Below are 25,394 nucleotides of genomic sequence, written 5' to 3' on the forward strand. Positions count from 1 at the left end.
CCATGACCCAGCCCCATGTCACGGACGCCGAACCGCCGCAGGAAGTCCCGGTCGCCCGCCTCGTCCTCTTCTGGCTGATCGCGGGGGTGCCGCTCGCGTGGGGTGTGGTGCAGACGGTCCTCAAGGCCCTGCCGCTCTTTAGTGGAGGGGCCGGACCGGGTCACTGAGCCGGAACCCGGCAGAGGCAAGCCCCAGCCCTCCCCGCTGGGGCTTGCCTGCTGATGCGGGACATCTCGGGTGGGGACTGCGGTTTTGCACGTTTGAGCGCGTGTTTCAAAAGGCCCAGGGCGAGGGTTCGAGGTGGCGCAACATGAGGCGGATGTCGGCGAGGGAGCACCAGACTTTGGTCGCTTCGGGCAAGCCCTTGTCTTCACGGGGGAGGCGACGGGAACGGGTCTGGCCGCGCATAGTTTGGGCACAGCACCACGGACGGTTTCTTCGTGGCGTCGTGGAACCTGGACCGGCAGGGCAGGGTCAACGGGCATGTCGTGGCGCAGTGGAGTGGACGCCTGAAACATGCGGCAACGCAGCGGAGCGCCGCCCTGGAAAAACACCCGCCCAGGCCGTTCAATCCCGGCGTCAGGGCTGCCTAAACTAAAACTGTCCGCTCCACTGCTTAACCAGCGCGGCGAGACCGAATGCACCCCTCCCCGGCAGACTGGCCGACTGCCCGCGCGCCCACTTCAAGTTGGCTTCCATGCTGACGGGAGTATGCCCCTGCGCGGCGTACAGCCTCCCCGCCGTGAGGTACTGCGTCCGCGCCTCGGCGTCCCGGCCCTCCTTGCGCAGGACCGTGCCCAGCACGCTCGCGGCGAGGGCATTGCTGGGGTTGCCTTGCAGGGCGGCCTGCAGGAACTTCTCGCTGAGCTTCAGCCCGTCCGGGGTGGAGCGGCCCTTCCCGGTGCCCAGCACGCCGCCCACGGCCCGCTCGCCCCGGTAGTAGTTGAACTGCGAGCGGATGTAGGGCAGGTCGAGGAAGGCCACCGTCTTCACCTGTCCGCCGTCCTCCGCGCGTTTATAGGCCGTCATGCGCCCGTCCCCCGCAAAGGTGGGCGTGAGGAAGCGGTAACTGCCGTCGGCCCAGGTCAGGACCCCCTGGTGCCGGGCGAAGGGTTCCGGCTCGCTGGCGTCCACCTGCACGTCGCCCGCACCGGAGGGCAGGCGCAGGACGCTGGTGACGTGACCCAGGTTGCTCTCCTGGCCGCTCTGGCTTTTCCAGACCATCTCCAGGCCCGCGTTCAGGCCCGCGCGCTGAAGCAGGCCCGCAATCACCACGCTTTGCAGCAGGCATTGCCGCTCGCCGGTCCTCGCCATGCTGGCGAACTCGAAGCCGCGCTCCAGGCTGAATTTCGGCACGGCCTTCTTGATGAAGCGGTGTGCCCAGGCCGCGGTGTCACGGGCGAGCTGGTCGCGCTGGGTGCCCTTCGCCGCCGCCAGTTCCGCCTTGCGGGCGTCCAGAGCGGCGGTGAGCGAGGTTTCGCCCTTCCCCAGCGGCACGCCCGCCCGGATGTACGCCTGATTGAGCCAGGTTTCGAAGTCGCCGGACAGTCCCGCCATCCGGTAGGACTCGGCGGCCAACGCGCGGAAGTTCTCGCCGCCGTAGGTCAGGGTGGCGGGGGTGGGGGCCGCGAGGGCGGAGGTGGAGAGGGTCAGGGTGAGCAGCAGGGGGAGGGGACGCATAAAGACCTCTTGCAGGGTGGAGTTCAGAGTTTCCAGATCAGGTTCCGCCGGGCCATCCAGGCGAGGATCAGCCAGGCGGCGAACACGTAGCCCAGGGTGTAGGCCCAGCCGCCCCACCACAGGCCCAGGTGGGTGCGGGCCTGGGTCAGCAGCGCGGCTTGCATGGGCATCAGCTTGCCCGCCCAGCCCACCCGCCAGTCGAGCAGTACCCAGACCTTGAACAGGATGGGCAGGGCGTAGGCCGCCAGCGCGTTGCGCCCCACGACCGTCAGCGGCGTGAGCAGCCGTGCCCCGGCCCGGACTCTCCCCGCATCCGCGAGCAGCCACATCCCCAGGATGCCCAGCGTGGCGAGGCCCGCGCTGTACAGCACGTAGGGGGGCGTCCAGAGCGCCTTGGCAAAGGGCAGGTGCCCGGAGGCCGCCCAGCCGTAGCCCACCACGCTGAGCGCCACGCCCAGCGCCAGCAGCCACCAGGGCGCGCGGGGGGACCGCTGTTGCAGGGGCCGCGCCGCGAGGCTGCCCAGCAGCACCAGCGCGGTGGTGGGAATCACCGATACCAGCCCCCGTAGCCCCCAGGGAGCCAACAGGGCCTCGTTCACGGCCTGCACCGGGTTGGCCGTCTCGCTTACCACGCCGACGCCCGCCGGGTGCGGCGTGTAGGCCAGAAAGGCCCCGTAGCCGGCCAGCAGCGCCAGCGCCACCCCGGCCTGCCAGCGCCCCCGCAGCCCGCTCAGGAGCGCCGCGCCCAGCGTCGCCAGGGCAATGAGTTGCAGCACGCCCAGCCCCAGCGTGAAGCGGTGTTCGGTCGCGCTGGTCAGGAAGGCCCCCACCAGGTACAGCAGCGCGGCCCGCGTCACCAGTCGCCGCACCCGCGCCCAGCCCGTCACGCCCGTTTTCTGCATCGCGGCCTGCGAGAAGGGCAGGGCGGCCCCCGCGCAGAAGAGGAACCAGGGAAACACCAGGTCCGTCAGCGTCATGCCGCCGAAGGGCGCGTGCTGAAGCTGCGGCGGCGTCAGGCTCCCCAGGGCCACGTTGTTCACCAGCCACATCAGCAGCACGGTCAGGCCCCGCCAGGCATCCAGCGCCGTCAGCCGCACCCGCGCCTGGGCCGGCACCGCGTTCCCGGCGGCTGCGGCGGGTGCCGGGGTGGAGAGGAGCGTCATGCTTGATGCTCCTCCCGGCGGATGACACCGCCATGAAAGGGAGGAATGGACCCTGAGAACCGGGCCGGCCTGCTGCGCCACCACCACCGCCTGCTGATCCGGTCAGGCCTGATATGGGCGCTTGCGAGAGCGGCGAACGTCTGCCGTTTCGTGGGGAAACCTCCTCGGCGAACCGGGGCCTGGTATTCCTGGCCCTGCCGGAAGCATTGCCGGACCAGGCAAAGAGGACAAGGTAAAGAGGCGGTCTGGCCCGACAGGCGCTGTTCCCTGATGAACAACGGGAAATCCCGGCTCACCGCCCCGAAGGTTAAACCTCGCTCTGCCCCGCCTGCTGACCTGGCGGCCGCCGTGCCCCCTACAATCCAGCCATTACCGGGGGAGAACGCATGAGAGACGGGGGGCCACAGACAGAGAGACCATCGGCAGGCGGCCTGCTGCCCGCCGCCCCCTTCGGGGACGTGCGCCGGATCGCGGTGCTGCGGGCCAATGCCCTGGGGGACTACATGTTCTCGCTGCCCGCCCTGGAGGCGCTGCGGGCGGCCTACCCGGCGGCGGAAATCGTGCTGCTGGGTCAGCCCTGGCACGCGCGGTTTCTCCAGGGGCGACCCGGCCCGCTCGACCGGGTGGTGGCGGTGCCGCCCAGCCGGGGCGTGTACGTCGGCCGCGACGGTCAGGCGGACGAGGACCCGGCCGAACTGGACGCCTTCTTCGCGCGGATGCGGGACGAACAGTTCGACCTGGCGGTGCAACTGCACGGCGGCGGGCGCAACTCCAATCCCTTCCTGCTGCGGCTGGGCGCGCGGCACACGGTGGGCCTGCGGACGCCCGACGCGCCCGCGCTGGAGCGCACGGTCCCCTACGTGTACTGGCAGCAGGAAATCATGCGGACCCTGGAGGTCGTGGCGCTGGCCGGGGCACCCGCCGTCACGCTCGAACCCCGCATGGCCGTGATGGAAAGCGACCTGGCCGAGCTGCGCGGCGTGGTCCCGGAGGGCGAGCAACCCTGGGCGGCGCTGCACCCCGGCGCGGGCGACCCCCGCCGCCGCTGGAGTCCGGCCCACTTCGCCGTGGTCGCGGACGCGCTGCAAGAGGCGGGGGCCCACGTCATCCTGACCGGGGCCGGGGACGAGGCCCACCTGGCGTGGGACGTGCTGGCCGCGATGCGGACGCCGGCCATGCAGGTCAGCGACACCTGCGGCCGCCTCAGCATCGGCGGACTGGCGGGCCTGCTGTCGCGCTGCGAACTGGTGGTGTCCAACGACTCCGGCCCGCTGCACCTGGGGGCGGCGGTGGGCGCGCGCACGGTGGGCGTCTACTGGTGCGGCAACGCCATCAATTCCGGGGCACTCAGCCGGACCCGGCACCGCCCGGTGCTGTCGTGGCGGCTCGACTGCCCGGTCTGCGGCACGAACTGCATGACGGGGAACTGCGACCACCGCGACTCCTTCGTGGACGACGTGACGCCCGCCGAGGTGCTGGCCGAGGTGCGCGCCCTGCTCGCGGAGAGCGGCTCTCCCCTACGGGTGGGACCGGGCGAACCGGTTCTCGAAAGGTCGGGGAGGGTCGCGGCACATGCCCCCGCGCCCGCCGGGGACAATGATGCGGGGCGAAAGGAGCGACCATGCCCTACCGCCTGACCATCGAGGTGCAGAACAACACGGCCGTGGAACACTTCCAGCGCGACTTCGACAACCTGCTCGACGCCAAACGCTATGCCCATAACCAGGTGCGCGGCGACATCTTCTGGACGGTGCGCGGGGACCATCTGGACGGCCTCGCCCCCAGCTACGCCGTGCGGATCGAGGGCACCGGCCCCGACGCCGGGCAGCCGCTGGACCTCGACCCGGAGGACGAGGCCCCCATCCAGAACAACTTCCTGTTCACGCCGGAGGGGCCGGTCGGGGAAGACCGTTAGAGCGGCGCTCCGTTACGTTGCTGCAAGTCTCAGGCGTCCACTCCACTGCGCGCCGCCTAGCTGGCCCCAGCGGCTAGCTCCGCGCACAGGTGCCGGGCGTCTTGCAGCGCGGTGTCCAGTTCCTGCCGGGCGCGGTCCAGACGGGCGGCGGACGGGGCGGACACGCCGGACGGGTCCGGCCGGGGGGGGTGCAGTTGCAGGGCCTCGGCGTGCAGCGAGAGGCTGAGGGCGGCGCTCGCGTTCAGGCGCATCAGGGCGTCGTCGGCGCGGGCGAGAGGCAGGCGCTGGGCGCGGGCCGGTTCCAGGTGGGCGGCCCGGACCAGGTTGCCCGCCTGTACCCGCAGGGCGCGGGCCTGGGCGCGCGCCGCGCTGGCCGCCTCCGGGTCGCCGCCCGACCAGAGGGTCGCTACCGTCTCCAGGTAGGTGAGCTGGGCCTGGGCCGCCCGCGTCAGCAGGCCGGGGAGGGACCGGGCCTGCCAGTCGGGCCACAGCAGCGACACGGCCAGCGCGACCGCGCCGCCCAGCAGGGTATACAGCAGCCGCTCGCCGGAAACCGCCCCCTCTGCCACTCCCGAGGCCACCAGCAGCATCACCACATAGACCGTGATGGCCGCCGAGAAGACCGCGTAGCTCACCAGAAAGCCGGCGTAGCTCAGCCAGGCCGCCGCCAGCCCGAACAGCAGCGCCCGTTCGCCGGGGTGAAAGGCCCACAGCAGCAGGGCCGACACGGCCACCCCCAGCAGCGTTCCGCCCAGCCGGCCCACGCCGCGCGTCAGGGTGGTCACGTACTCGGGCTTGAGGACCACGCCCACCGTCAGCGTCAGCCAGTAGCCGTGGGGCAGATGCCCGAGCCGCACGGCCAGGGCGGTCAGGCCCAGGGCCAGCGCGTACTTCAGGGCGTGGCGGCCCAGCGGGACCTGCGGGGAGGCGCTGCGCCGCAGGGCCGCGAGGGTGTCCCGCCAGGAAGTGGGCGGGGGACGGCTGGGCGCGGCTGCCTCCGGCTCGCCGCCCAGGTCGATCAGGAGGCGCACCATCAGGGCGGCCCAGTCGTGCAGGGGGCGGGCGGCCTCGCCCGTAAGAGCCGCCAGCGCCCCGTGCAGTCCGGCGGCAGTGGCGGGGGGCAGCGTGGCCTGGCCCTGCATCACCTGCCCCTGGACCTCCCGCAGGGCGTTCAGGAGGGCCTGCACCATGCGGCCCGCCTCCGCGCTCAGGCCCCGTTCTCTCACCTGGCGGTCGGCGCGGGCGTAGCCCACCAGCGCGGCCCGCAGCCCCTCGGCCAGCCGCAGGGCCTGCCGCAGCCGGGCGTGTTCGGGCCGCCAGCGAAAGCGCCGGGCCTCGTCCAGCACGTCCCAGGCCTCCTGAAAGGGCGCGGCCTCCGGCAGCAGGTCGCCGGGGGTGGGCAGCGCGCCCAGCAGGTCCTCCAGCCGCCGGTAGACGCGCCGCACGGCCCGGCGCTCGGGATGGTGGCGGCCCGCCGGCCACACCACCGTCAGCAGCAGTGTCTGCACCAAGCCGCCCGCCAGCACCAGCGCCCCCCCCGGCAGCGCCAGCGCGGGGGGCAGCCCCAGGCCGGAAATCACCACCAGCGTCGTGATGGCCTGGATGCTGATGGTGTTCGCGGAGGCCCCCAGCGCCCCCGACAGCACCATGCCTGCGCCGACCAGCATCAGGACCAGGACCGTCAGGCCGGTGTGCGTGCCGACCAGCAGCGCCAGCACCGTCACCAGGCTCATGGTCAGGCTGGTGCCCAGCATCACGCGCAGGCGGCGGCGGGTCACGCCGTTGAAGGACGCCAGCCCCGCGTTCAGCGCCCCGGTCGAGGCCAGCACGCCCCAGGCCGCGTGCCCGGTCGCCAGCGCCAGCAGCAGCGGCAACGCCACCCCCAGCGTGCAGCGAAAGGCCGTGCCGGGCCGCCATTTCCCGGCACTGGAGGAGAAAGCGAGCTGAAGCAGCAGGGCGGGCCGCATGGGGCGAGTATGCCGCCTCCAGGGTGCCGGGTTCCCGCCCCGGCCCGCGTTACTCCACCCGGACCAGCCAGCCCGCGGGGGCCTCGACATCTCCGAACTGGATGCCGACCAGTTCGTCGTACAGGCGGCGGGTCACGGGGCCGACTTCGGTCTCGCTGTAAAAGACGTGGAAGTCGTCGCCGTGCTGGATGCCGCCGATGGGCGTGATGACGGCCGCCGTGCCGCAGGCCCCGGCCTCGGCGTACTCGTCCAGGCGGTCGATGTAGACGTCGCCCTCCTCGACCTCCAGCCCCAGGCGCTCGTGGGCGAGGTGCAGCAGCGAGTACTTGGTGATGCTGGGCAGAATCGAGGGCGAGCGCGGGGTGACGAACCGCCCGTCGCGCGTGATGGCGAAGAAGTTGGCCGCGCCGACCTCCTCGATCTTGGTGTGCGTCTCGGGGTCGAGATAGATGGCGTCGGCAAAGCCGCGTTCCTTGGCCTGGTAGCCGGGCAGCAGGCTGGCGGCGTAGTTTCCGCCCACCTTGGCGGCCCCGGTGCCGTGCGGCGCGGCGCGGTCGTAGCCCGAGACGACGAAGTTGGCGGGGGTCAGGCCGCCCTTGAAGTAGGCCCCCACCGGCACGCAGAACACTGAGAAGAGGAACTCCGGCGCGGTCCGCACGCCCAGGTTGTCCCCCACGCCGACCACGAAGGGGCGCAGGTAGAGCGCGCCGCCGGTGCCGTAGGGCGGCAGGTAGTCGAGGTTGGCCCGCACCACCTGCACGCAGGCGTCGATGAACTTCTCGGTCGGGACGGGCGGCATCAAGAGTCGCTCGCAGCTCGCCTGCATCCGCAGCGCGTTCTGGTCGGGGCGGAAGAGGGCCACCGACCCGTCGCGCTGGCGGTAGGCCTTGAGGCCCTCGAAACACTGCTGCCCGTAGTGCAGGGCGGTGGACCCCTCGCTGATGTGGACGCGGTTGTCCTCCGTCAGCACGCCGTCGTCCCAGGCCCCGTCCTTCCAGTGCGAGAGGTACCGCAGGTCGGTCTTGATGTAGCTGAAGCCCAGGTTCTGCCAGTCGATGTTCTTGCTGCTCATGTCTGTTTGCTCCTTGTGCGCCCGGTGGCCCAGGCGGGGGTGAACCTGCGGCCCGGCCGAGCCGGGGCAGGCGGGGTTGGTGAGTGGTTCAGCGGGCGATCAGCACGTCGATACCGGCGGCGTGGCTCACCGCGTCGCCCGTGCTGCCGGCCAGGGCCGCGCTGAGGGCCGTGGTGTGCCGCCGCCCCAGCACGATCAGGTCGGCCCCGGTGAGGCGCGCGACTTCCAGAATGGCCTCGGCGGGCTTGGCGGCCTGAATCAGGTACTCGCCCACCTCCAGCCCCTGCTGCCGTGCCTGCTCCCCGGTGCGGCGCAGGTGTTCTTCCCGGACCTGGCGGGCGTCCTGCACGGCCTGGGCCTCCAGCGTCTCGCTGCCGGGCAGGCCCGAGGCCATGTTGACGAACGCATTGCTCGCCAGGGGCACCACCGCCACGATGTCGAGCGCCGCGCCGAAGTGCTGCGCGAGCGCCACGGCCCGCTCGACGGCCCGCTCGGAATGAGGTGCGCCCCCCGTGGCGACGAGAATCCGGCGGTACAGCGGAACTGGGGATGCGGGAACCGACATGGGGCCTATGCTACGCCCGCCAGCCGCCTCAGGGCACGGACCCTTCAGGGCATCGTCCCCAGGGTCAGCACCTCGCCCGCAGGAACAGTGACATGGCCCTCAAGCCATCCACCCCGGTCCAGATCGAGCCGGGGGGCGGGCAACTCGAAGGCCGATTCCACGTGCCCCAGGTTGACGAGCATCAGCACCTGCTCTTCCCCGGCCGTGCGCTCGAAGGCCAGGAGGCCAGGGGCCGCCGTGTCCAGGAAGCGCGTCTCCCCCGTCCGCAGGGCGGGATGACGGCGGCGCAGGTGCAAAAAGGCGCGCACCCGATGCAGCAGGCTGGCCGGGTCCTGCTCCTGCCGCTCGACATTCACCTGCGGCCAGCCGGGGGCCAGGGGCAGGGTCAGCGTTCCGGCCGGCGAGAAGCCCGCCCCGGCCGCCGCGCTCCAGGCCATCGGCGTGCGCAGGCCGAAGCGGTCGGGCAGCGAGAGGTCGTCGCCCAGGCCGATCTCGTCGCCGTAGTAGAGAAAGGGGGTTCCCGGCAGGGCCAGCAGCAGCATCTGGGCCAGGGCCAGCCGCCGGGGGTCATGGCCCAGCAGGGGGGCCAGGCGGCGGCGTAGGCCCCCGTACAGGGCCGCCCGCGGGTCCGCGCCGTAGTGGGCGTGGAGAACCTGCACGTCCGCGGGGTCCACCATCCGCAGGTTCAGCTCGTCGTGGTTGCGCAGGAAGTTGGCCCAGCCTCCCCCGCAGGGCGGCGTGGGAAGCTGCTCCAGCAGCGCACGCAGCGGGCGGGCGTCGCCGCGGGCCAGCGCCACGAAAAGCTGCGCCGCCAGCGGAAAGTTGAAGCACATCTGGAACTCTTCTGCCCCCGGCCCGCCGAAGTAGGCCAGGAGGTTCTGCGGGCGCTGGTTGGCCTCCGCAATCAGCACGCGGTCCGGGTACTCCCGCTCCAGCAGGGTGCGCAGCCGGGCGATGTAGGCGTGCGTCTGGGGCAGGTTCTCGCAGCCAGTGCCCTCGCGCTCGTACAGGAAGGGCACCGCGTCCACCCGGAAGCCGTCCAGGCCCAGGTCCAGCCAGAAGCGCACCACGTCCAGCATGGTCTCCCGCACGGGCGGGTGGTCGTAGTTGAGGTCGGGCTGGTGGGCAAAGAAGCGGTGCCAGTAATACTTCCCGGCCTGCCCGTCCCAGGCCCAGTTGCTCGTCTCGGCCCCGCCCAGCAGCCGCCGCGCCCCGGCGTACTCCTGCCCCGTCTCGCTCCAGACATACCAGGGAAAGAAGGGATTCTCCGGCCCCTGCCGCGCGGCCTGAAACCAGGGGTGTTGGTCGCTGGTGTGGTTCAGCACCAGGTCGGCCACCACGCGCAGGCCCAGGCGGTGCGCCTCTTGCAGGAAGGCGCGCAGGTCGTCCAGCGTCCCGTACTCGGGGTGAACGTCCCGGTAGTCGGCCACGTCGTAGCCGTCGTCGCGGCGGGGGCTGGGGTAGAAGGGCTGGAGCCACAGCGCGTCCACCCCCAGCCCGGCCAGGTAGGGCAGCCGCGCCGTGAGGCCGGGGAAATCGCCCACGCCGTCGCCGTTGCTGTCCTGAAAGGTGCGGACGTTGACCTGATAGAAGACGGCCTCCCGCCACCAGGGCAGGCGCGGGGCCTCGCGGGCTGCCTGCGGCCTCAGGGGGTCGGGGGGAGTCATGAAGGGTCCTCCAGCACAGGCAGTCCGGCCACGTACACCTGCAAGACGTTCAGTTCGCGGTCCAGCACGGTGAGGTCGGCGCGCAGGCCCGCTTCCAGGCGGCCCCGGTCGGTCAGGCCCAGGGAGGCGGCGGGGGCGGCACTCAGCATCCGGCTGGCTTCGGGCAGGGGCACGCCCGACTGCACCGCGTTCCGTAGGGCCACGTCCAGCGTGAGGACACTGCCCGCCAGCGAGCCGTTTTCCAGGGTGGCCCGGCCGTCCTGCACGGTCACGGGCTGCCCGCCGAGTTCGCTGGGACCGTCGCCCAGCCCGGCGGCGCGCATCGCGTCGGTCACCAGGACCACCCGGCCCGGAGCAGCGGCGTGGGCGAGCCGGAAGCTGGTGGGGTGGACGTGAATCAGGTCCAGAATCACTTCCTGATAGGCGTGCGGGTCGGCCAGCAGCGCGCCGGGGGGACCGGGGTCGCGGCCCTCGATGCCCCCCATCGCGTTGAAGAGGTGGGTGGCGCAGCTTCGCCCGCCCACTGCATGAACCGCCCCCAGCAGCGCCGTCACCGTCTCGGCGTCGGCCCGCGTGTGCCCGATGCCGACGCGCACGCCTGCCTGGGCGAAGGTCAGCGCCGCTCCGGTGGCCCCCGGCAGTTCCGGTGCGAGGGTCACGGCCCGCACCACACCCGTCGCCAGCACCTCGGCCACCAGGTCCGGGGTGGGCAGCACGGTGTTCGGTGGCTGCGCGCCCAGCCGCCCGGGGCTGATGAAGGGGCCTTCCAGATGGGCACCGGCGATGTCGGCCCCGCCTGCCACGCCGCCCGCGTCCATCACCTCGCGCACCCCGGCCAGGGCCGCCAGCACCCGGTCCCAGGGGTGGGTGATGGTGGTGGGGAGCAGGGTGGTGGTGCCGTGCCGGGCGTGCAGGCGGGCCAGGGTGCGGACGCCTGCCGGGCCATCCATCGTGTCGCCGCCGCCGCCGCCGTGGACATGGGTGTCCACGAAGCCGGGGAGGATGAACACGTCCGCCGGGGCTTCCGGCCGGGGCGTGACCGCCTCCAGCGTGGGGCCGAAAGAGACTTCGCCGGACACCACACCTCCTGGCAGCACCAGTTGCCCGCGCAGCGTATGGCGGGCGCTTTCTGCAAGAGAAGAGGGCGGCATCAGGGGTGATTGTCCCTCATCCGGGCGGCGCAGGGATGGGGACAGCCCGGGTCCGGTGGCCGCGCCGCCTGGGTTCATCCCGTCCCAGGTGCTCTAGACTGGCGCTTTCAAGACTGGCGCTCCCGTGCCTCTGGCAGCCCATCTGGCCCCCGTCCGGGGCGGCCCCGCTCCCTTCCCCTTCCCTCCCAGGAGAGCCTGCCCATGACCCAGCCGCAGCCCGTCACCCACTACGAACTCGACCGCATGGCCGAAGACGCCTGGCGGATGTTCCGCATCCTGGGGGAGTTCGCCACCGGCTTCGACCGGCTCGCGCACCTGCGGGTGCCCGCCGTGACGGTGTTCGGCAGCGCCCGCACCGCCATCAAGGACCGCTACTACGGGCTGGCCGAGCACCTCGGGGGCGAACTCGCGCGGGCGGGCTTCGCGGTGATGACGGGCGGCGGCCCCGGCATCATGCAGGCGGCCAACAAGGGGGCCTACGAGGCCGGGGGCGTCAGCGTGGGCCTCAACATCATCCTGCCGCACGAGCAGCGCCCCAACCCGTACCAGACCCTCAGCCTGGACTTCGAGTATTTCCACGCGCGCAAGGTGATGCTCGCCAAGTACGCCTCGGCCTTCGTGGTGTTTCCGGGCGGCTTCGGCACCCTCGACGAACTCTCGGAAATCCTGACGCTGGTGCAGACCCAGAAGATGCACCCCCTGCCCATCTACCTGGTGGGCGAGGCCCACTGGCGCGGGCTGGTGGACTGGTTTACGCAAACCCTGGTGGCGGAGGGCGCGATTGCCCCCGACGACCTGAAGCTGTTCAAGGTCGTGGACGACGTGACCACGATTCCGGGCGACGTGCGCCGCTACCACGACCCCCAGGTCCCCGACAGCTTCAAGCGCCCTGGCCCCGAGGACCGGGCACAGGCACGGGGCGACTCGCCCGCGCTGCCGCAGGGCGCGGAGGGATAGGCCCCTCGCCGGTCCTCACCCCCCCTTTGCGGGCAACCCCACAGGCCACCCTGGCAGGAGGACAGTTCACCCATGCACGAGCCAGACAGCCATCAGCCAGACCACTTCCAGCCAGACCGAGCCGCCGGAACAGTCACGCCGCGCTCCTGGGGCACAACGCCCGCGGGCGAGGAAGTCATCCTCTACGAACTCCGTGTGCCGGGCGGCCTGGAAGCGCACGTCATGAACTATGGCGGCGTGCTGGTGCGCCTGCTGGCCCCTGACCGCCACGGCACCCCGGAGGACCTCGTGCTGGGGCATGACCGGGCCGCCCCCTACTTCGACCGGCAGACCTCCCCGTACTTCGGTGCCCTGATCGGCCGGTATGCCAACCGCATCGCCGGGGGCCGCTTCTCGCTGGGGGGCCAGACCTACACCCTGGCGCGGAACGACGGCCCCAATGCCCTGCACGGCGGGCCGGGGGGCTTCGACCAGCGTCTCTGGGACAGCCGGGCCGTAATGGGCGCGGACGGCCCCGGCGTGGTCCTGACCTATCTCAGCCGTGACGGCGAGGAAGGCTATCCGGGCAACCTGACCGTCCAGGTGACGTACACCCTTCTCCCCGAGGGGGCCTTGCGGATCGACTACGCCGCCCAGACCGACGCCCCCACCGTCCTCAACCTCACCAACCACACCTACTGGAACCTGAGCGGGCAGGCCCGCCGTGACATCCTCGACCACGAGCTGACCGTCCATGCGGACGCCATCACCCCGGTGGACGCCACGCTGATTCCCACAGGCCAGTTCCTGCCCGTGCCCGGCACGCCCTTCGACTTCCGCCGGCCCCGGCGCATCGGTACCAGCGTGGACGACCAGGACCCGCAGTTGCGGGCGGCCGGGGGCTACGACCACAACTTCGTGCTGGGGGACGTGGGAGAAGGCGGCGATCTGCGGCACGCCGCGACCCTCCACGATCCCACCTCCGGGCGGCAGATGGAGGTCCACACGACCCAGCACGGACTTCAGGTGTATTCGGGCAACTTTCTGGACGGCAGCATTGTCGGGAAGGGCGGGCAGCCCTACGGCCACCGCTGGGCCGTCTGCCTCGAAACCCAGCACTTCCCGGACTCGCCCCACCAGCCGGGCTTTCCGGGCACGGTGCTGCTTCCCGCGCAGGTCTTCCGGTCGCGCACCATTTACGCCTTCTCTGCCCGTTGACCGTGCGGGCGGGGTGAGCCGCAGACCGCACGCTGGTCCCTCCGCTCGGAACTCCGCAGCCTCGGCGGCCTGCCCCAGCCGTCCGCCCAGCAGGCAGGCGCGCTGGGAACACTGTCCCGGCGCGCCTGCGTCCCTGCCCCCGAACTTCAGCCCACGTCGGTGATGATGGGCGAGCGGAACTTCTCGTCGGGCGTGAACTGCCAGCGGCGGCGGCTCAGCAGCGCCACCCCGAAGCTCACCAGCGCGACCAGCCCCATCCGCCCGATAAACACGCCGTACTGCCCCTCGTAGGAGCCGAACATGGCCGAGCGCAGGGCGTTGACCGCGTCGGTCGCGGGGATGACGGCGTGGATGCTGCGGAAGAATCCCGAGGACAGCTCGACCGGAAAGGACCCGCCCGACGCCGCGAGCTGCACCACCAGCAGCACCAGCGCGAGCAGGCGGCCCGCCGCGCCCAGCAGCAGGTTCAGGGCCAGAATCAGCATCATGAAGGTCAGGCTGGCGAGCGTGGCGGTCAGGACCACCAGGCCGGGGTGCAGGTACGTCACGCCCAGCAGGTGCAGCCCCAGCACCACGATCAGGGCCTGCGCCACCACGTAGAAGGCGGGCACGGTGAACTTGCGCAGCACGCGCGCCAGTTGCCCGGTGCCGCGCCCACTCTCGGGCAGCAGCAGGTAGGGAAAGATGAAGGTGGTCAGCGTGCCGCCCACCCACAGCGCCAGCGTGACGAAGTACGGGGCAAAGGCCGAGCCGTTGTTGGGCACGCTCGCGGTATGCGTCTCGGCCACCTGCACGCTGGCCGAGAGGCCTTCCGGGTCGCCGCCGAGCTGCTCGGTGCGGGCGGGCACCCGGCGGTAGAGCTGGTCGAGGCCGTCCCGCAGCCCCGCCGCGCCCGAGTGCAGGTCCCCCGCCCCCGCCTGGAGCTGCTGCGCCCCGGTCTGAAGCTGCCCCACGCCCTTGGCCAGGTCGCCGCTGCTCGTGGCGAGGGTCCGCGCGCCGCTGCTGAGGCGGTCGAGGTCCTGCTGGGCGGGCAGCTTGCCCGTGATGGTCCCCAGCGCCGACTTGACCTGCACGCTGCCCTGCACGGCCTTCTGCACGCCCTGCTGAAGGCTCTGCGCCCCGGTCGCCAGCGTCTGCGCGCCCGCCGCCGCCTCACCGGTCCGCTGCGCGAGGGTGGCCGCGCCGGTGCGGAGCTGCGCCGCGCCCTGCTGGAGCTTCTGGGTGCCGGCCGCCAGTTGAGCGGTCCCAGCGGTGGCCTTCTGCGCTCCGGCTGCCGCCTCCCCTGTCTTCTGCGCCAGGGTAGCGGCCCCGCTCTGGAGCCTCTGCGCGCCGGTCGCCAGTTGTCCGGCTCCGGCGGCGAGCTGCCCCGCGCCCTTCACGGCGGCGGTGCTGCCGCTGGCGGCCTCACCCAGCCGGCCGGCGAGTTGCTGCGCGCCCGCCTGGAGCTTCTGCGTGCCGGCCGCGAGCTGCGCGGCCCCGGTCGCCAGTTGCTCCGCTCCCGTCACCGCCCCCTGCGCGCCCTGCTGCGCCTTGCGGGCATTCTGGGCAAGGGTGGCGGCCCCGCTCTGGAGATGGGTGGCCCCAGCCGCGAGTTTTCCGGTCCCGGCGGCCAGCTGCCCCGCGCCCTGGCTGGCCGCCGCGCTGCCCGCCTGAAGCTGTGTGAGGCCCTGCGAGAGGCTCTGCGTTCCCGTCTGAAGCTGCGCCGCCCCGGCGGCCAGTTCCTGGGTGCCCTGCCGGAGTTCGGCGGGGGCCAGCGGGTTCTTCTCGACGCTGGCCGCGAGCTGCCCCGCCCCCTGCGCCAGCCGCTGCGCCCCGGCATTCACGCTGCCGGCCCCGGTCTGCGCCTGGGTCACGCCCTGCTGAAGCTGCGGCAGTTGCTTTGCCAGGGCCTGGGCACCCGTGCCCACCTGCGTGACGCCCTGGCCCAGGTCGGCGGCCCCCGCGCTCAGCCGATCCGCCCCCCCCGCGAGTTGCCCCAGGCCGTTGCTGAGCTGCGGCAACTGGCCCCCGAGCTGCCCGGCCCCGGCCTTCAGCCGCTGGGCACCGGCGTTGGCGTCCGCCGCTCCTGCCGCGAGCTGCCCCGCGCCCGTCTGGAGCTGTCCCAGGCCCTGCTGGAGAGCCGGCAGTTGGGTGGCGAGCTGCTTGGCCCCCGCCTGAAGCTGCGTTCCGCCCTTCCCGACCTCCGCCGCCCCGGCGCTGAGCTGCTGCGCCCCCGTCCGCAGTTGCCCCAGCCCGGTGGCGAGCTGCGGAAGCTGCCCGGCGAGCTGCCGCGTTCCCGTGTTCACCTGCGCCGCGCCCGTGCCCAGGCTGGCCGCCCCGCTGCTGAGCTGCCCCGCGCCGCCCTGAAGCTGTTTCAGCCCACCCGCGAGCCGCGTGCTGCCCTGGGCGACCTGCGCCGCCCCGTTCACCAGCGGCTGAAGCTGGGCCTGACCGGGGGCCGCCGCCTCCAGCTTCCTCAGACCGCCACTAAGCTGTGTCACGCCCCCCGTGAGACCTGTTACCCCACCCGAGAGCTTGCTGGCCCCTTCCTGAAGCTGCTGTGCGCCGCGAGAGGCCCTGGCCGTTCCGGAAGCGAGCTGGGTCGCGCCCTGCTCCAGGGTTCCGCTGCCGTCTTCCAGCCTCGCGGCCCCGTCGCGCAGCTTGCCGGTGGCCTCCCGGATGTCCCGGAAGCCCCGCTGCACGTCGGCCAGCGAGCTTTGCACGACTTCCCAGCGGTTGCTGCCCAGCTTCTCGTTGAGGCGGCCGGCGATGTTGCCCGCGACCGTGCTGCCCACCCGGCTGGCGAAGTAGCTGGTGCCCTGGGCGCTGTAGAGGTGGAGCTGGCCGTGTTCGCTGCTGCTGCCCGCGATGGCCTTCTGGCTGAAGTCGCGCGGAATGGTCAGGGCAAAGTAGGCGTCACCGCGCCGCACGGCGGCCTGCGCGGCGGCCTCGCTGGGGTACGGCACCAGCTTGACGGGCGGGTCGTCGCGCAGATCCTGGCTGAGGTCGCGGCCCAGGTTGTAGCTCTTGCCGCGGTAGGTCGTTCCCGCGTCGGCGTTCACGAAGGCGACCGGCAACTGGTTCAGGTTGCCGTAGGGGTCCCACACGCTGGCGAGGTAGATGCTCACGTACAGCACCGGAATGAACAGGATCAGGAAGGCCGCCGCCCACATCAGCGGGGCGCGCCAGATTTTCCGCTCGCTGGGCGTGAGCGTCCGGTAATCCGCGAGAAAGCCGCGGCGGCGGGTGGGCAGAGGAGCAGGGAGGGTCGGTTCGGTCACGGAAGGTCCTTTGCACGGAGAGCGGGAAGCCGGAAATGCGGAACAGGGTCAGGCCTCCTGGTCTGACACCCTGTCAACTTCGGTTAGCATGCCCCAGCCTTGACAGGCTGTCAAGTGACAAAATGTCAGCAAGGGGATACACTGGGGCGTGCCTGTTCTCGAACATCGCAAACGTCTCCCCTCCACCGACCGGCGGCAGCAGATTCTCGACATGAGCGCGCGGCTTTTTGTCGAGCGTGGCTACGAGGCGGTCACGATGGGCGACATCGCCAGCGCGCTGGGCATCTCCCGCCCCACGGTCTACAGCTACTTCGCCTCCACCGAGGCCGTGCTCGAAGCCCTGCTCGCCGAGCGCCTCCGCGCCCTGCTGGAGCGTCTGGAACCCCTGCTCGGGAGCCTGGACCCGCTGTCGCCTCCCGCCGGCTGCCCCTCGCCCCTGGTAGCCATCTTCCGCTTCCTGCTCGGTGAACGGGACACGCTGGCGCTGCTGCACAGCGGGGGCGGCCCCAGCTTCCGGGCCAGGCGGCACGCCTTCCTGAACGAGCTGGGCGCTCGCCTCCAGCTCCATCCGGGTCTGCACATCCGCCGGTATCCGGCCCTGCTGCTGATCGTCACCACCCTGCTCGACGGCCTGGCCTTCCGCGCCACGACCGACCCCAGCGTGGACACGGAACAGCTTGTCGAGAGTCTGGATACCTTCGTTCGCAGCGGCGTGCGCCCCTGGCTGGAGGGCAGCGGGGACACCTGACCCCGGCAGAAAGCGGAGGCCCCTCCGGCCCGCAGCTTCCGTTGAAGGCTGCCGGGGCCGGAGGGGCCAGGGGTCGGGCGGCTCAGGCTACCTGAAGCCCACCCAACATTGTCCCGCCAGGAATCAGTCCGTGGGGCAGCGCGGGCAGGCGCAGCGCCGCAGGCTCCACGGCCGCCGTGGGTGTAACGAAGTAGAACGCCAGGGCCAGCAGCAGATACACCGCCAGCAGCAGCACCCCCTCGAACCAGGTGGCCTCGCCGTCCTTGGTGACGGTCGTGACGGTCAGGGCCACCGCCACAATGGCGACCAGCTCCAGCGGGCTGGAAAACACCAGGTTCATCGGGCGGCCAATCAGGTACGAGATCAGCACCAGCAGCGGGGCGGTGAACAGGGCCACCTGAATGGTCGCGCCCACCGCGATGTTGATTGCCAGCCCGATCTTGCCCCGCCGCGCGAAGTAGCTTCCCGCGATGTACTCCGCGAAGTTGCCCACCACGGCCAGCACGATGATGCCCAGAAAGAACGGGCTGAGGCCCAGCGTGGTGCTGGTGGCCTCCAGGGCACCCGAGAGCATCTCGGACTCCAGGGCGATCAGGGCGGTGCCGCCCACCAGCACGGCCGCCGCCTGCCAGACCGGCCACAGCCGGCCCTCGTGGGGTTCTTCCTCCAGCGCGAACACGTCCTTGTGGGTGACTAGGGTGTACACCAGGTTCAGCAGGTACACCACGATCAGGACCACCGCGACCCCCAGGCTGAGGTACTCGTCCAGATTGCTTCTGAGCTGCTCGCTGCCGGCCAGGAAGGCGGGCAGCCGCTCGGTGTAGTCGAACAGCGCGGGAATCAGCAGGGCGATGACCACCAGGAACAGCATCGAATTGAGCTGTCCGGCGGTCTGCGAACTGAATTTCTGCCGGTCGCGGCCGAAACTGCCGATCAGGATGGCCAGGCCCAGGCCCAGCAGGGCATTGCCCAGGATGCTGCCGGTGATCTGCGCCTTCACGACCGTGGTATTCCCCCCCAGCAGCACGAAGATGGCGATGATCAGCTCGGCCAGGTTGCCGAAGGTCACGTTCAGCAGGCCCCCGATGGTCTGTCCGGCCCGCGCGGCGACCTGCTCGGTGGCCTTTCGCAGCCAGTCGGCCAGCGGAATGATGGCGATGGTCGCCGTGGCGAACACCCACAGCGGTGGGGCGTGGAACACATACTCCAGCAGCAGGCTGATCGGAATAAAGACCAGCAGCAGGTTCATGATCATGCCGTGAGTCTAGAGGGAGATGACCAGCCTGGCTCATCCGGGCCAGTTGCCTAGACAGCAGAGGGGTTGGAGATAAGGCTTCCGGATTTTCGCCCTGCCTTGATGATGATCTTTTCTTTGATCTTTAAAAGAAAAAAGATCTTGATGATCATCATCAAGGGGGCGCAGCGAGGGTCGACAAACACGGCGTTTTTCGCGTTTTTCGCCTGAGATGTCCGGTAGTTTGCCCCCCTAATCGCCTGAGTTGTCCGGTAGTTTTGGGGTCAAATCGCCTGAGATGTCCGATAGCCGACCCCCCGAACCGCCTGAGATGTCCGATAGTGAGTTTTGAAGAGCGGGAGCAGGAAAAAAGACTGTCCCAGAGGGAGTTTTTCGCCTGCTTCTATCGGGAGGCGTCGAAAAACCGCCTGAGATGTCCGATACCCCCTGCGCCGGATCGCCTGAGATGTCCGATATCGCATTCTGCTGACGGGGCAGGTATCATGGAACGTCACCGACGGGAGGAAACCTGGCCTTGGCTCCGCGCACACGTCAGCCAAAAAAATTGCCCACGCCTCCCCAGGAGATCCGGCGGATCGACGAGGCGAATGTCGGGCGTCTTGGCCTGATCAGTATTCAGGAGCGGATCCCGGAAAGCTATACCTCCTGGAGTGTGGATTTTGAGGTCGATGGGCGGCCTGCGCGGCTGAGTTGCGACGCGGTGCCCAAGTACGGTGGGGTGCCGCATGGCCTGGACGGCGATATCGCCACGGCCCTGGTGGACCTGTATGTGGAGACAGGTTGCCCGGAGGACGGTGTGCTCCTCACGACGGCCTACCAGATTCTCAAGCGGGCGGGCCTGGACGATTCGGGGCGGTACTACCAGAACCTGCGCCAGACCCTCTACCAGCTGCGCACAGCCACCTACAGCGCCTCCGAGTCGTGGCGGGACCACCGCCGCCGGAGCTGGACGACCGTCACCTTCAACTACATCGAGGCGCTGGAATTCACCAGCCCGGACGATGAACTGGGCTTGAGCCGCAGCAGCGTGCTGAAAATCAGGCTCGCCGAGTCCATCGTGCGCTCGATTCGTGCCCAGTACACCAAGCCGCTGGACCTGGAGTTCCTGACCAGCCTGGACCGGCCCCTCACCCGCGCGCTGTACCGGCTGCTGGACGCCCGCCGCTACCCCCCCGAAGACCCGCGCCTGCCCCTGCCGTCGTACACGGTCAACCTGATCAGCTGGGCCGAGGCCTGCAAGATTGTCGACCTGCGCAGCAACAAGATTCGCGCGACCCTCAAGGGTGCCCACGAGGAACTGCTGGAGCGCGGCTACCTCGCCAGCGTGGAGTACGAGGGCCGCGGGCAAAAGCAACTGATCACCTACACCTTCGCGGGTGTGGGCGGGCAGGAGGTGCAGCCGGTGCCCGTCACGCCCCTGATCGGTGAGCTGCTGGACTACCGGGTGTCTCTCGCGGTCGCGCGGCGGCTGCTGGCCGAGTACGGGGAAGAACACGTCACGGCGCGCCTGGAGAAGTTCCGGCGGCTGGTGGCGAACGGCTACCGGGTCAGGAGCAGCTCGGCCCTGCTGGTCGATGTCATCCGCGACCAGGAGGGCAAATATCCGGACATGCCCGGCGAGACGGAGCCGCGCGTGCCCACGCCCGCCGGACGCGGCCTCCGCGCCGCCTGCCCAGACGCTGGAACGGCGCGAGGCTGCCGGAACCCTGGAAGAGCAGGTGGACGCGACCCTGAAGACCGTGCAGTTCCTGCTGCGTGACCGCCTGAGCGTGGGCGAGTATGCCCGGTTGCGTCTGGGGCTGATCGTGGGGCAGCCCGAGGCGGGCGAGCTGGGCCGGCGGGCGCTGCGGGCCAAGATGGACGGCCAGCTCGATCAACTGGCCGCCGAGATTCTGAACGAGTTGCCGCCCCTGCTGCCCGAGTAAGACCAAATTGCGTTGATTCTTTGGAATCAACCGAGCGGACTGGCACAGCTCCGCAGGAGAGCGAGGAGCAAAAAGGACGGGGTTGCGGCGATGGAACCGCCCAGTGTCCAGAGCCGCCGCTGGACACGCTTTCAGGGCGGGCAGGAACATCTGGCGCTTTCTCAGAGGTCCGGGAATCAGAGCAATCCCGTATAATCCAGCTTTAGCCCTTCATGCCCGTCAGCACGATGCCCTCGATGATCTGGCGCTGGAAGAAGGCGAACACCAGCAGCACCGGAATCACCGCCAGGCTGCTCGCCGCCATGATCAGGCCCCACTGCGTCCCCGCCTCGCCGTTGAAGAGGGCCGTGCCCACCGGCAGCGTGCGGAACTGCGGCTGCTGAATCACGATCAGCGGCCACAGGAAGGCGTTCCAGTTGCCCAGGAACGTGAAGATGGCGAGGCTGGCGAGGGCCGGGCGCACCAGCGGCAGCGCGATGCGCCAGAAGATGCCGAACTCGTGCATCCCGTCGATGCGTGCCGCTTCCAGCAGGTCGCCCGGCACGCTCTCGAAGAACTGCCGCATCAGGAACACGCCGAAAGCGCTCATCAGGCCGGGAAACATGATGGCGAGGTAGGCCCCCGGCACCGACCGCGTGAGCTGAAGGTCGCTGACGCCCACGAACCAGGGAATCACCAGCATCTCGGTGGGGATCATCAGCGTGGAGAGAATCAGGATAAAGACCAGGTTCTTGCCGGGAAAGTCGAACTTGGCGAGGGTGTAGCCCACCAGCGAGTCGAAGAACAGCACACTGACGGTCGTGACCCCCGCCACCAGCAGGCTGTTGCCGAACCATTGCACGAACTTCGTCTCGGTCAGCACCTGCCGGTAGTTGTCCAGCGTGGGGTCCGCCGGGAGGAAACTCAGGTTGAACAGTTCCTGAAAGCTCTTGAGGCTGGTGAGCAGCATCCAGGCGAAGGGAAAGAGCGTGAGCACCACGCCCAGCGTGAGCACCAGATAGGCGAGGACCGTGCGAGTATCGGTCCGCCTGCGCGGGGGGGCGGCGGCCGTCAAACGTCGTACCTCCGGGTCAGGAAGCGCAGTTGCAGCAGCGTGATCAGCAGGATGATCACGAACAGCACCACCGTGATGGCCGAGGCGTAGCCCATCTGGTAGCGCCCGAAGGCGAGCTGGTAGATGTACAGCGCGACCGTCATGGTGCTGCCCAGCGGCCCGCCCTGGTCGGTGAAGTTGAGGTTCACCACCTGCGTGAACAGTTGCAGGTAGGCGATGGTGCCGGTCACCACGCTGAAGACCAGGGTGGGGTTCAGCAGCGGCCAGGTGATCTTCCAGAAGGCCTGTGTCGGGCTGGCCCCGTCAATCTCCGCCGCCTCGTAGTACACGCGGGGAATGGCGGCCAGGCCCGCGAGGAACAGCACGACCTGAAAGCCCAGGTTCTGCCAAACCACCAGCGCGGCGGTCGTGGGCAGCGCCTGACCCGGCGAGGTCAGGAAGGCCTGCGGCGGGAGGTGCAGCCACATCAGAAAGGTGTTCACCGGCCCGAACTGCGGGCTGAACACCCACTGCCACACCCACGCCGCCGCCACGATGGGCGTGACATACGGCGCGAAGTACAGGGCGCGGTACAGCCCCTGGAGGGCACGAATCCGCCCCAGCAGCAGCGCGATGCCCAGCCCCAGGGCAAGCTGGGCGGGCACGCCGATCAGGGTGTACAGCGCCGTATTTTTCAGCGCCTGCCCGAACTTCTCGTCGCCCAGAAGCGCGCGGTAGTTCTCCACCCCCACGAAGGGCTGCTGCTCCTTGAGGATGTTCCAGTCGAAGAGGCTCAGGCGCAGCGCCGTCAGGGTCGGGATAAAGCGCACCACCAGAAAGAACAGCAGCGGCACCAGCAGGAAGGTGTACGCGGTGCGAATCTGGTGCCGCCGCAGTGAGCTGGGCCGGGAGGAGGACCGGGCGGGTGCCCGTCTCCCCCGCAGGTCACTTGTAGTAGCCATTCAGGATCTTCTGCTCGTCGGCCGCCGCCCTCTTCACGGCGTTGGCGGGCGAGCCGCCCTGGAGGATCACCGAGTTGATGGCGTCCACCCAGGCCTTGCGCTGCCCGGCCTCGTCCACGAAGAGGGTGGAGTGCGCGAACGGCAGGGCGTACACGAAGGGGCCGTACACCGGATCACGCCGCAGGCCGGGGTCATTGGCGAGCTTCTTGCTGGCGGGGATCTCCCCCACCGCCTGGAGCCAGGTGCGCTGGGTGTCCTCGCTGGTCAGGAACTTCAGGAACTTGACGGCGGCGGCCAGCTTCTCGCCCTTCGCATTCCTGGTGATGCCGTTGACCCAGTACGAGCCGAAGTTGCTGCGCACGCCGTTCCCCTTGAATACGGGCAGCGGCACCACGCCCCAGCCAAACTTTGCGCCTTTCTGGATGGTGCCCACGGCAAAGGACCCGTCGATGATCATGCCCACCTTCCCGGCGATAAAGGCGTCGCGGTAGCTGTTGTTGCCGGGGAAGAAGTTGGGCGTGCCGAGTTTGTATTTGGTGTAGAGGTCGGTGTAGAAGTTCATCGCCTTTACGCCCGCGTCGCTGTCGTACGTGACCTGCTTGCCGTCCTTGCTGTAGGGGGAGCCGCCGAACTGCCGCACCAGCACCTCGCGGACCACGTGGTAGTCCTGGCCGTCGGGCTGGATGCCGAAGCCCAGCGTGGTGAAGCGGGGCGGCGCGCCCTTCACGACCTTCTGCGCGGCGGCGATGAAGTCCTCCCAGGTGCGCGGCGGCGTCAGCACCCCGGCCGCCTTGAGCAGGTCCTTGTTGTAGAAGAGTGCCAGTGTACGCACGGAGGTGGGCAGGGCGTAATACTGCCCGCCAATCTTGCTGGTCTGGACCATCGGCACGAAGCTGTTCTCAATCTGCTTGACCGGGAAGTCCGCCTTGGGCAGCGGCTGAAGGTACCCGCTGTCCACGTACTGCGGCAGCCAGCCATAGAAGAGGTTCACCACGTCCGGTCCCTGCCCCGCCGGCACGCTTGACGCCACCTTCTGATTGTAGGCGTCGTAGGGGAAGGTTTCCTGCCTGATCTTGATGTCCGGGTTCTGGGCCTCGAACTTGGCGATCAGTTTGTTCATGGTGTCCACCTTGCTGGCGTAGTCGTACTGCCAGTAGGTGAGGGTGACGGGGGCGGCGGTCGCGGTGGCCGTGAGGGCGGCGCTGAGGGTCAGGGCCAGCGTCAGGAACTTGCGCATGCGGGACTCCTTGCAGGGGGGAAAGAGGCGACTTGCCGGGGTCAGGTGGGGCCGGGAAAGCCTGCTGGGGTGGATACCCTCCCCCGTGCTTGCCCCCGCTCCATGCTGTTGTTCAGCCCCAGGGTAACGCCTGAGCGGGCACGCTGGCCCTCCATCCGCGGTTTATTCTTCGCCCGCCAGGAACGTCCGGGCGGCGGCAAAGCGCCCGGTGACGGCTCCGTGCCGCCGCGTGTCCTGCTCCAGCCGCTCCCGCGCCGCCGTGAGGGCCTTCCCCATCACGGTGGGGGCCGGGCCGCCGTAGGTCGTGCGGCGGGCGATAAAGGCGGCGGGGTCGAGGGCGGCGGCAAGGTCGCCCGCCGGAAGCGTGACGCCCAGGGCCGCCAGGTCCTCCGGCGTGGCCGAGCCGAGCGTGCGCCCCGCGGCCTGCAAGCGGGCCAGCAACGCCTTCGCGGTGGCATGGGCCTCCCGGAACCCGCCCCCACCCTGCCGGGCCAGTACGTCGGCGAGTTCGGTCAGGGCAGCTTCCCCGGCTCCGGCCTCCCGCCGCCAGGCCGCCCGGTTGACCTGCGGGTTCGTCAGTGCTGCGGTCAGCAGTTCCAGGCCCTCGCGGAATTCCTGCCACATCTGGTGCAGGGGCGGCTGCATGTCGGTCCCCGGATCGTTGATGTCCCCAAAGGGCACGTTGTGGGCGCTGAACACGATGGTCTGCGTCATGCCGATGGCCCTGCTGAACCTGGTGCGGGCGTGTTCCAGCGCGACCGGGTTGCGCTTCTGGGGCATCACGCTGCTGCCCTGCACCAGGCCGTCTTCCAGCGTCAGCAGCCCGCGCGAGGCCCACAGCAGCAGGTCATGCACCGCGCGCGAGAGGGTCGTGGCCGCCACCGTGACCACCCCGGCGAGTTCCACCTGCCAGTCGCTGGTGCTCACGGCGTCGTAGGTGTTCTCGACCGGCCGGTCGAAGGCTAGGAGCCGCGCCGTCAGCTCCCGGTCGATGGGAAAGCTGGTGCCCGCCAGCGCCACCGCCCCCAGCGGGCTGAGGTTGACGTGGGCGAGCGCGCCGAACATCCGCCCCGTGTCGCGCGACAGGACGTTTTCCAGCGCGCCCAGGTAATGGGCCAGGGTGGTGGGCTGGGCGGGCTGGTGGTGCGTGTACGCGACGATGACCGCGTTCACCTCGCGGGCCGCCAGGTCCAGCAGGGTTCGGCGCAGCCGCAGCAGGTGTCGCGCGGCCTCCAGCAGCTCCTCACGGGCGCTGAGGCGGTAGAGAGCCATATCCAGGTCGTTGCGGGACAGGGCCGTTCGCAGGGCACCCGCGGCCTGCCCGTTCTCCCCGGCGAGGCGGCGGTCCAGGGCGAAGAACACGTCCTCGACCTGGGGGTCGTGGGGCGGAAAGGGCCTGCGCCTGAGGGTTCGCAACAGGGCCGCGGCCTCGCCGGCATGGGGAACCTGCTGAGCCTCCAGCATCAGCGCGTGGGCGGTCAGGGCGTCGAACAGGTGCGGCAGCAGATGGGCGAGAGCATAGGCGTAGTCGGGCTGGAGAACGGTCCTGAGATAGGTGTCATGCCACATCTGGACACCTGCCTTTCCGTTGGGGCCTGCTCCGCTGGTGTCGTGGCCGCATGTTCACTCCTTTTTGCCCT

At 70.1% G+C, this 25,394-nt stretch carries 21 protein-coding genes; 8 read left to right on the top strand and 13 right to left on the bottom strand.

Annotated elements, in window-relative coordinates:
- The first annotated feature begins 2 nt into the window (after positions 1–2).
- Positions 3–167 (top strand): MFS transporter small subunit, encoded by a 165-nt coding sequence (locus ABEA67_RS13255; RefSeq protein ID WP_345465921.1) that lies wholly within the window; start codon positions 3–5, stop codon positions 165–167.
- A gap of 427 nt (positions 168–594) precedes the next feature.
- Here the strand turns inward: ABEA67_RS13255 and ABEA67_RS13260 are convergent, their stop codons facing one another.
- Together ABEA67_RS13260 and ABEA67_RS13265 are read right to left on the bottom strand one after the other, a co-directional pair.
- Positions 595–1,680, bottom strand: a complete 1,086-nt coding sequence (locus ABEA67_RS13260) for a hypothetical protein (protein ID WP_345465923.1) — start codon at positions 1,678–1,680, stop codon at positions 595–597.
- A gap of 23 nt (positions 1,681–1,703) precedes the next feature.
- Positions 1,704–2,843 (bottom strand): DUF5009 domain-containing protein, encoded by a 1,140-nt coding sequence (locus ABEA67_RS13265; RefSeq protein WP_345465925.1) that lies wholly within the window; start codon positions 2,841–2,843, stop codon positions 1,704–1,706.
- Positions 2,844–3,229: 386 nt separating this feature from the next.
- On the opposite strand from ABEA67_RS13265, the gene ABEA67_RS13270 reads away from it, so the two are divergent.
- A complete protein-coding gene (locus tag ABEA67_RS13270) occupies positions 3,230–4,480 on the top strand; it encodes a glycosyltransferase family 9 protein (RefSeq protein ID WP_345465928.1) in 1,251 nt (416 codons plus the stop codon).
- Entirely contained in the window at positions 4,465–4,758 is a 294-nt protein-coding gene (locus tag ABEA67_RS13275; protein WP_345465930.1) for a hypothetical protein, read from the top strand. Before ABEA67_RS13270 ends, ABEA67_RS13275 begins: the two co-directional genes overlap by 16 nt.
- A gap of 56 nt (positions 4,759–4,814) precedes the next feature.
- On the opposite strand, the gene ABEA67_RS13280 is transcribed toward ABEA67_RS13275, so the two are convergent.
- From ABEA67_RS13280 to nagA, 5 genes are read right to left on the bottom strand one after another with little or no spacing between them, the layout of a single operon-like run.
- On the bottom strand, positions 4,815–6,725 hold the full coding sequence (locus tag ABEA67_RS13280) for an FUSC family protein (RefSeq protein ID WP_345465932.1): 1,911 nt from the start codon (positions 6,723–6,725) through the stop codon (positions 4,815–4,817).
- 49 nt (positions 6,726–6,774) lie between these two features.
- Positions 6,775–7,830: a branched-chain amino acid aminotransferase gene (locus ABEA67_RS13285; protein ID WP_345466078.1), complete on the bottom strand. Its 1,056-nt coding sequence runs from the start codon at positions 7,828–7,830 to the stop codon at positions 6,775–6,777.
- Between the two features lie 55 nt (positions 7,831–7,885).
- On the bottom strand, positions 7,886–8,362 hold the full coding sequence (locus ABEA67_RS13290; RefSeq protein WP_345465934.1) for a universal stress protein: 477 nt from the start codon (positions 8,360–8,362) through the stop codon (positions 7,886–7,888).
- Between the two features lie 44 nt (positions 8,363–8,406).
- Complete coding sequence (locus tag ABEA67_RS13295; protein WP_345465936.1) at positions 8,407–10,029, bottom strand: alpha-amylase family protein; 1,623 nt, start codon at positions 10,027–10,029, stop codon at positions 8,407–8,409.
- Positions 10,026–11,180 carry an N-acetylglucosamine-6-phosphate deacetylase gene (nagA, locus tag ABEA67_RS13300; RefSeq protein ID WP_345465938.1) on the bottom strand — a complete coding sequence of 385 codons (1,155 nt, stop codon included), beginning with the start codon at positions 11,178–11,180 and terminating at the stop codon, positions 10,026–10,028. Before nagA ends, ABEA67_RS13295 begins: the two co-directional genes overlap by 4 nt.
- Positions 11,181–11,381: 201 nt before the next feature.
- On the opposite strand from nagA, the gene ABEA67_RS13305 reads away from it, so the two are divergent.
- Together ABEA67_RS13305 and ABEA67_RS13310 are read left to right on the top strand one after the other, a co-directional pair.
- The gene (locus ABEA67_RS13305; protein WP_345465940.1) at positions 11,382–12,137 is read left to right on the top strand and encodes an LOG family protein; all 756 of its coding nucleotides are present in this window, start codon (positions 11,382–11,384) and stop codon (positions 12,135–12,137) included.
- Positions 12,138–12,209: 72 nt separating this feature from the next.
- On the top strand, positions 12,210–13,334 hold the full coding sequence (locus tag ABEA67_RS13310) for an aldose epimerase family protein (protein ID WP_345465942.1): 1,125 nt from the start codon (positions 12,210–12,212) through the stop codon (positions 13,332–13,334).
- Between the two features lie 146 nt (positions 13,335–13,480).
- On the opposite strand, the gene ABEA67_RS13315 is transcribed toward ABEA67_RS13310, so the two are convergent.
- The gene (locus tag ABEA67_RS13315; protein ID WP_345465945.1) at positions 13,481–16,594 is read right to left on the bottom strand and encodes a YhgE/Pip family protein; all 3,114 of its coding nucleotides are present in this window, start codon (positions 16,592–16,594) and stop codon (positions 13,481–13,483) included.
- 148 nt (positions 16,595–16,742) lie between these two features.
- Here ABEA67_RS13315 and ABEA67_RS13320 point away from each other — a divergent pair, with 148 nt between their 5' ends.
- Positions 16,743–17,342, top strand: a complete 600-nt coding sequence (locus tag ABEA67_RS13320; protein WP_345465948.1) for a TetR/AcrR family transcriptional regulator — start codon at positions 16,743–16,745, stop codon at positions 17,340–17,342.
- Between the two features lie 82 nt (positions 17,343–17,424).
- Here the strand turns inward: ABEA67_RS13320 and cax are convergent, their stop codons facing one another.
- Positions 17,425–18,597, bottom strand: a complete 1,173-nt coding sequence (gene cax, locus ABEA67_RS13325) for a calcium/proton exchanger (RefSeq protein ID WP_345465951.1) — start codon at positions 18,595–18,597, stop codon at positions 17,425–17,427.
- Between the two features lie 544 nt (positions 18,598–19,141).
- On the opposite strand from cax, the gene ABEA67_RS13330 reads away from it, so the two are divergent.
- Positions 19,142–20,356, top strand: a complete 1,215-nt coding sequence (locus tag ABEA67_RS13330; protein ID WP_345465954.1) for a replication initiator protein A — start codon at positions 19,142–19,144, stop codon at positions 20,354–20,356.
- Positions 20,316–20,522 carry a hypothetical protein gene (locus tag ABEA67_RS13335; RefSeq protein WP_345465956.1) on the top strand — a complete coding sequence of 69 codons (207 nt, stop codon included), beginning with the start codon at positions 20,316–20,318 and terminating at the stop codon, positions 20,520–20,522. The genes ABEA67_RS13330 and ABEA67_RS13335 overlap by 41 nt, the downstream gene beginning before the upstream one ends.
- 202 nt (positions 20,523–20,724) lie before the next feature.
- Here the strand turns inward: ABEA67_RS13335 and ABEA67_RS13340 are convergent, their stop codons facing one another.
- The 4 genes from ABEA67_RS13340 to ABEA67_RS13355 all read right to left on the bottom strand — a co-directional run bounded on the left by ABEA67_RS13340 (position 20,725) and on the right by ABEA67_RS13355 (position 25,323).
- The gene (locus ABEA67_RS13340; RefSeq protein WP_345465959.1) at positions 20,725–21,576 is read right to left on the bottom strand and encodes a carbohydrate ABC transporter permease; all 852 of its coding nucleotides are present in this window, start codon (positions 21,574–21,576) and stop codon (positions 20,725–20,727) included.
- Positions 21,573–22,517 carry a carbohydrate ABC transporter permease gene (locus tag ABEA67_RS13345; RefSeq protein WP_345465962.1) on the bottom strand — a complete coding sequence of 315 codons (945 nt, stop codon included), beginning with the start codon at positions 22,515–22,517 and terminating at the stop codon, positions 21,573–21,575. Before ABEA67_RS13345 ends, ABEA67_RS13340 begins: the two co-directional genes overlap by 4 nt.
- A complete protein-coding gene (locus tag ABEA67_RS13350) occupies positions 22,501–23,754 on the bottom strand; it encodes an extracellular solute-binding protein (RefSeq protein WP_345465964.1) in 1,254 nt (417 codons plus the stop codon). The genes ABEA67_RS13345 and ABEA67_RS13350 overlap by 17 nt, the downstream gene beginning before the upstream one ends.
- Before the next feature lie 162 nt (positions 23,755–23,916).
- Positions 23,917–25,323, bottom strand: coding sequence for an argininosuccinate lyase (locus ABEA67_RS13355; protein ID WP_345465966.1), 1,407 nt, complete (start codon positions 25,321–25,323; stop codon positions 23,917–23,919).
- Positions 25,324–25,394 lie beyond the last annotated feature (71 nt).

Source organism: Deinococcus carri, assembly GCF_039545055.1.
In the GTDB taxonomy this organism is placed as follows: Bacteria; Deinococcota; Deinococci; order Deinococcales; family Deinococcaceae; genus Deinococcus; species Deinococcus carri.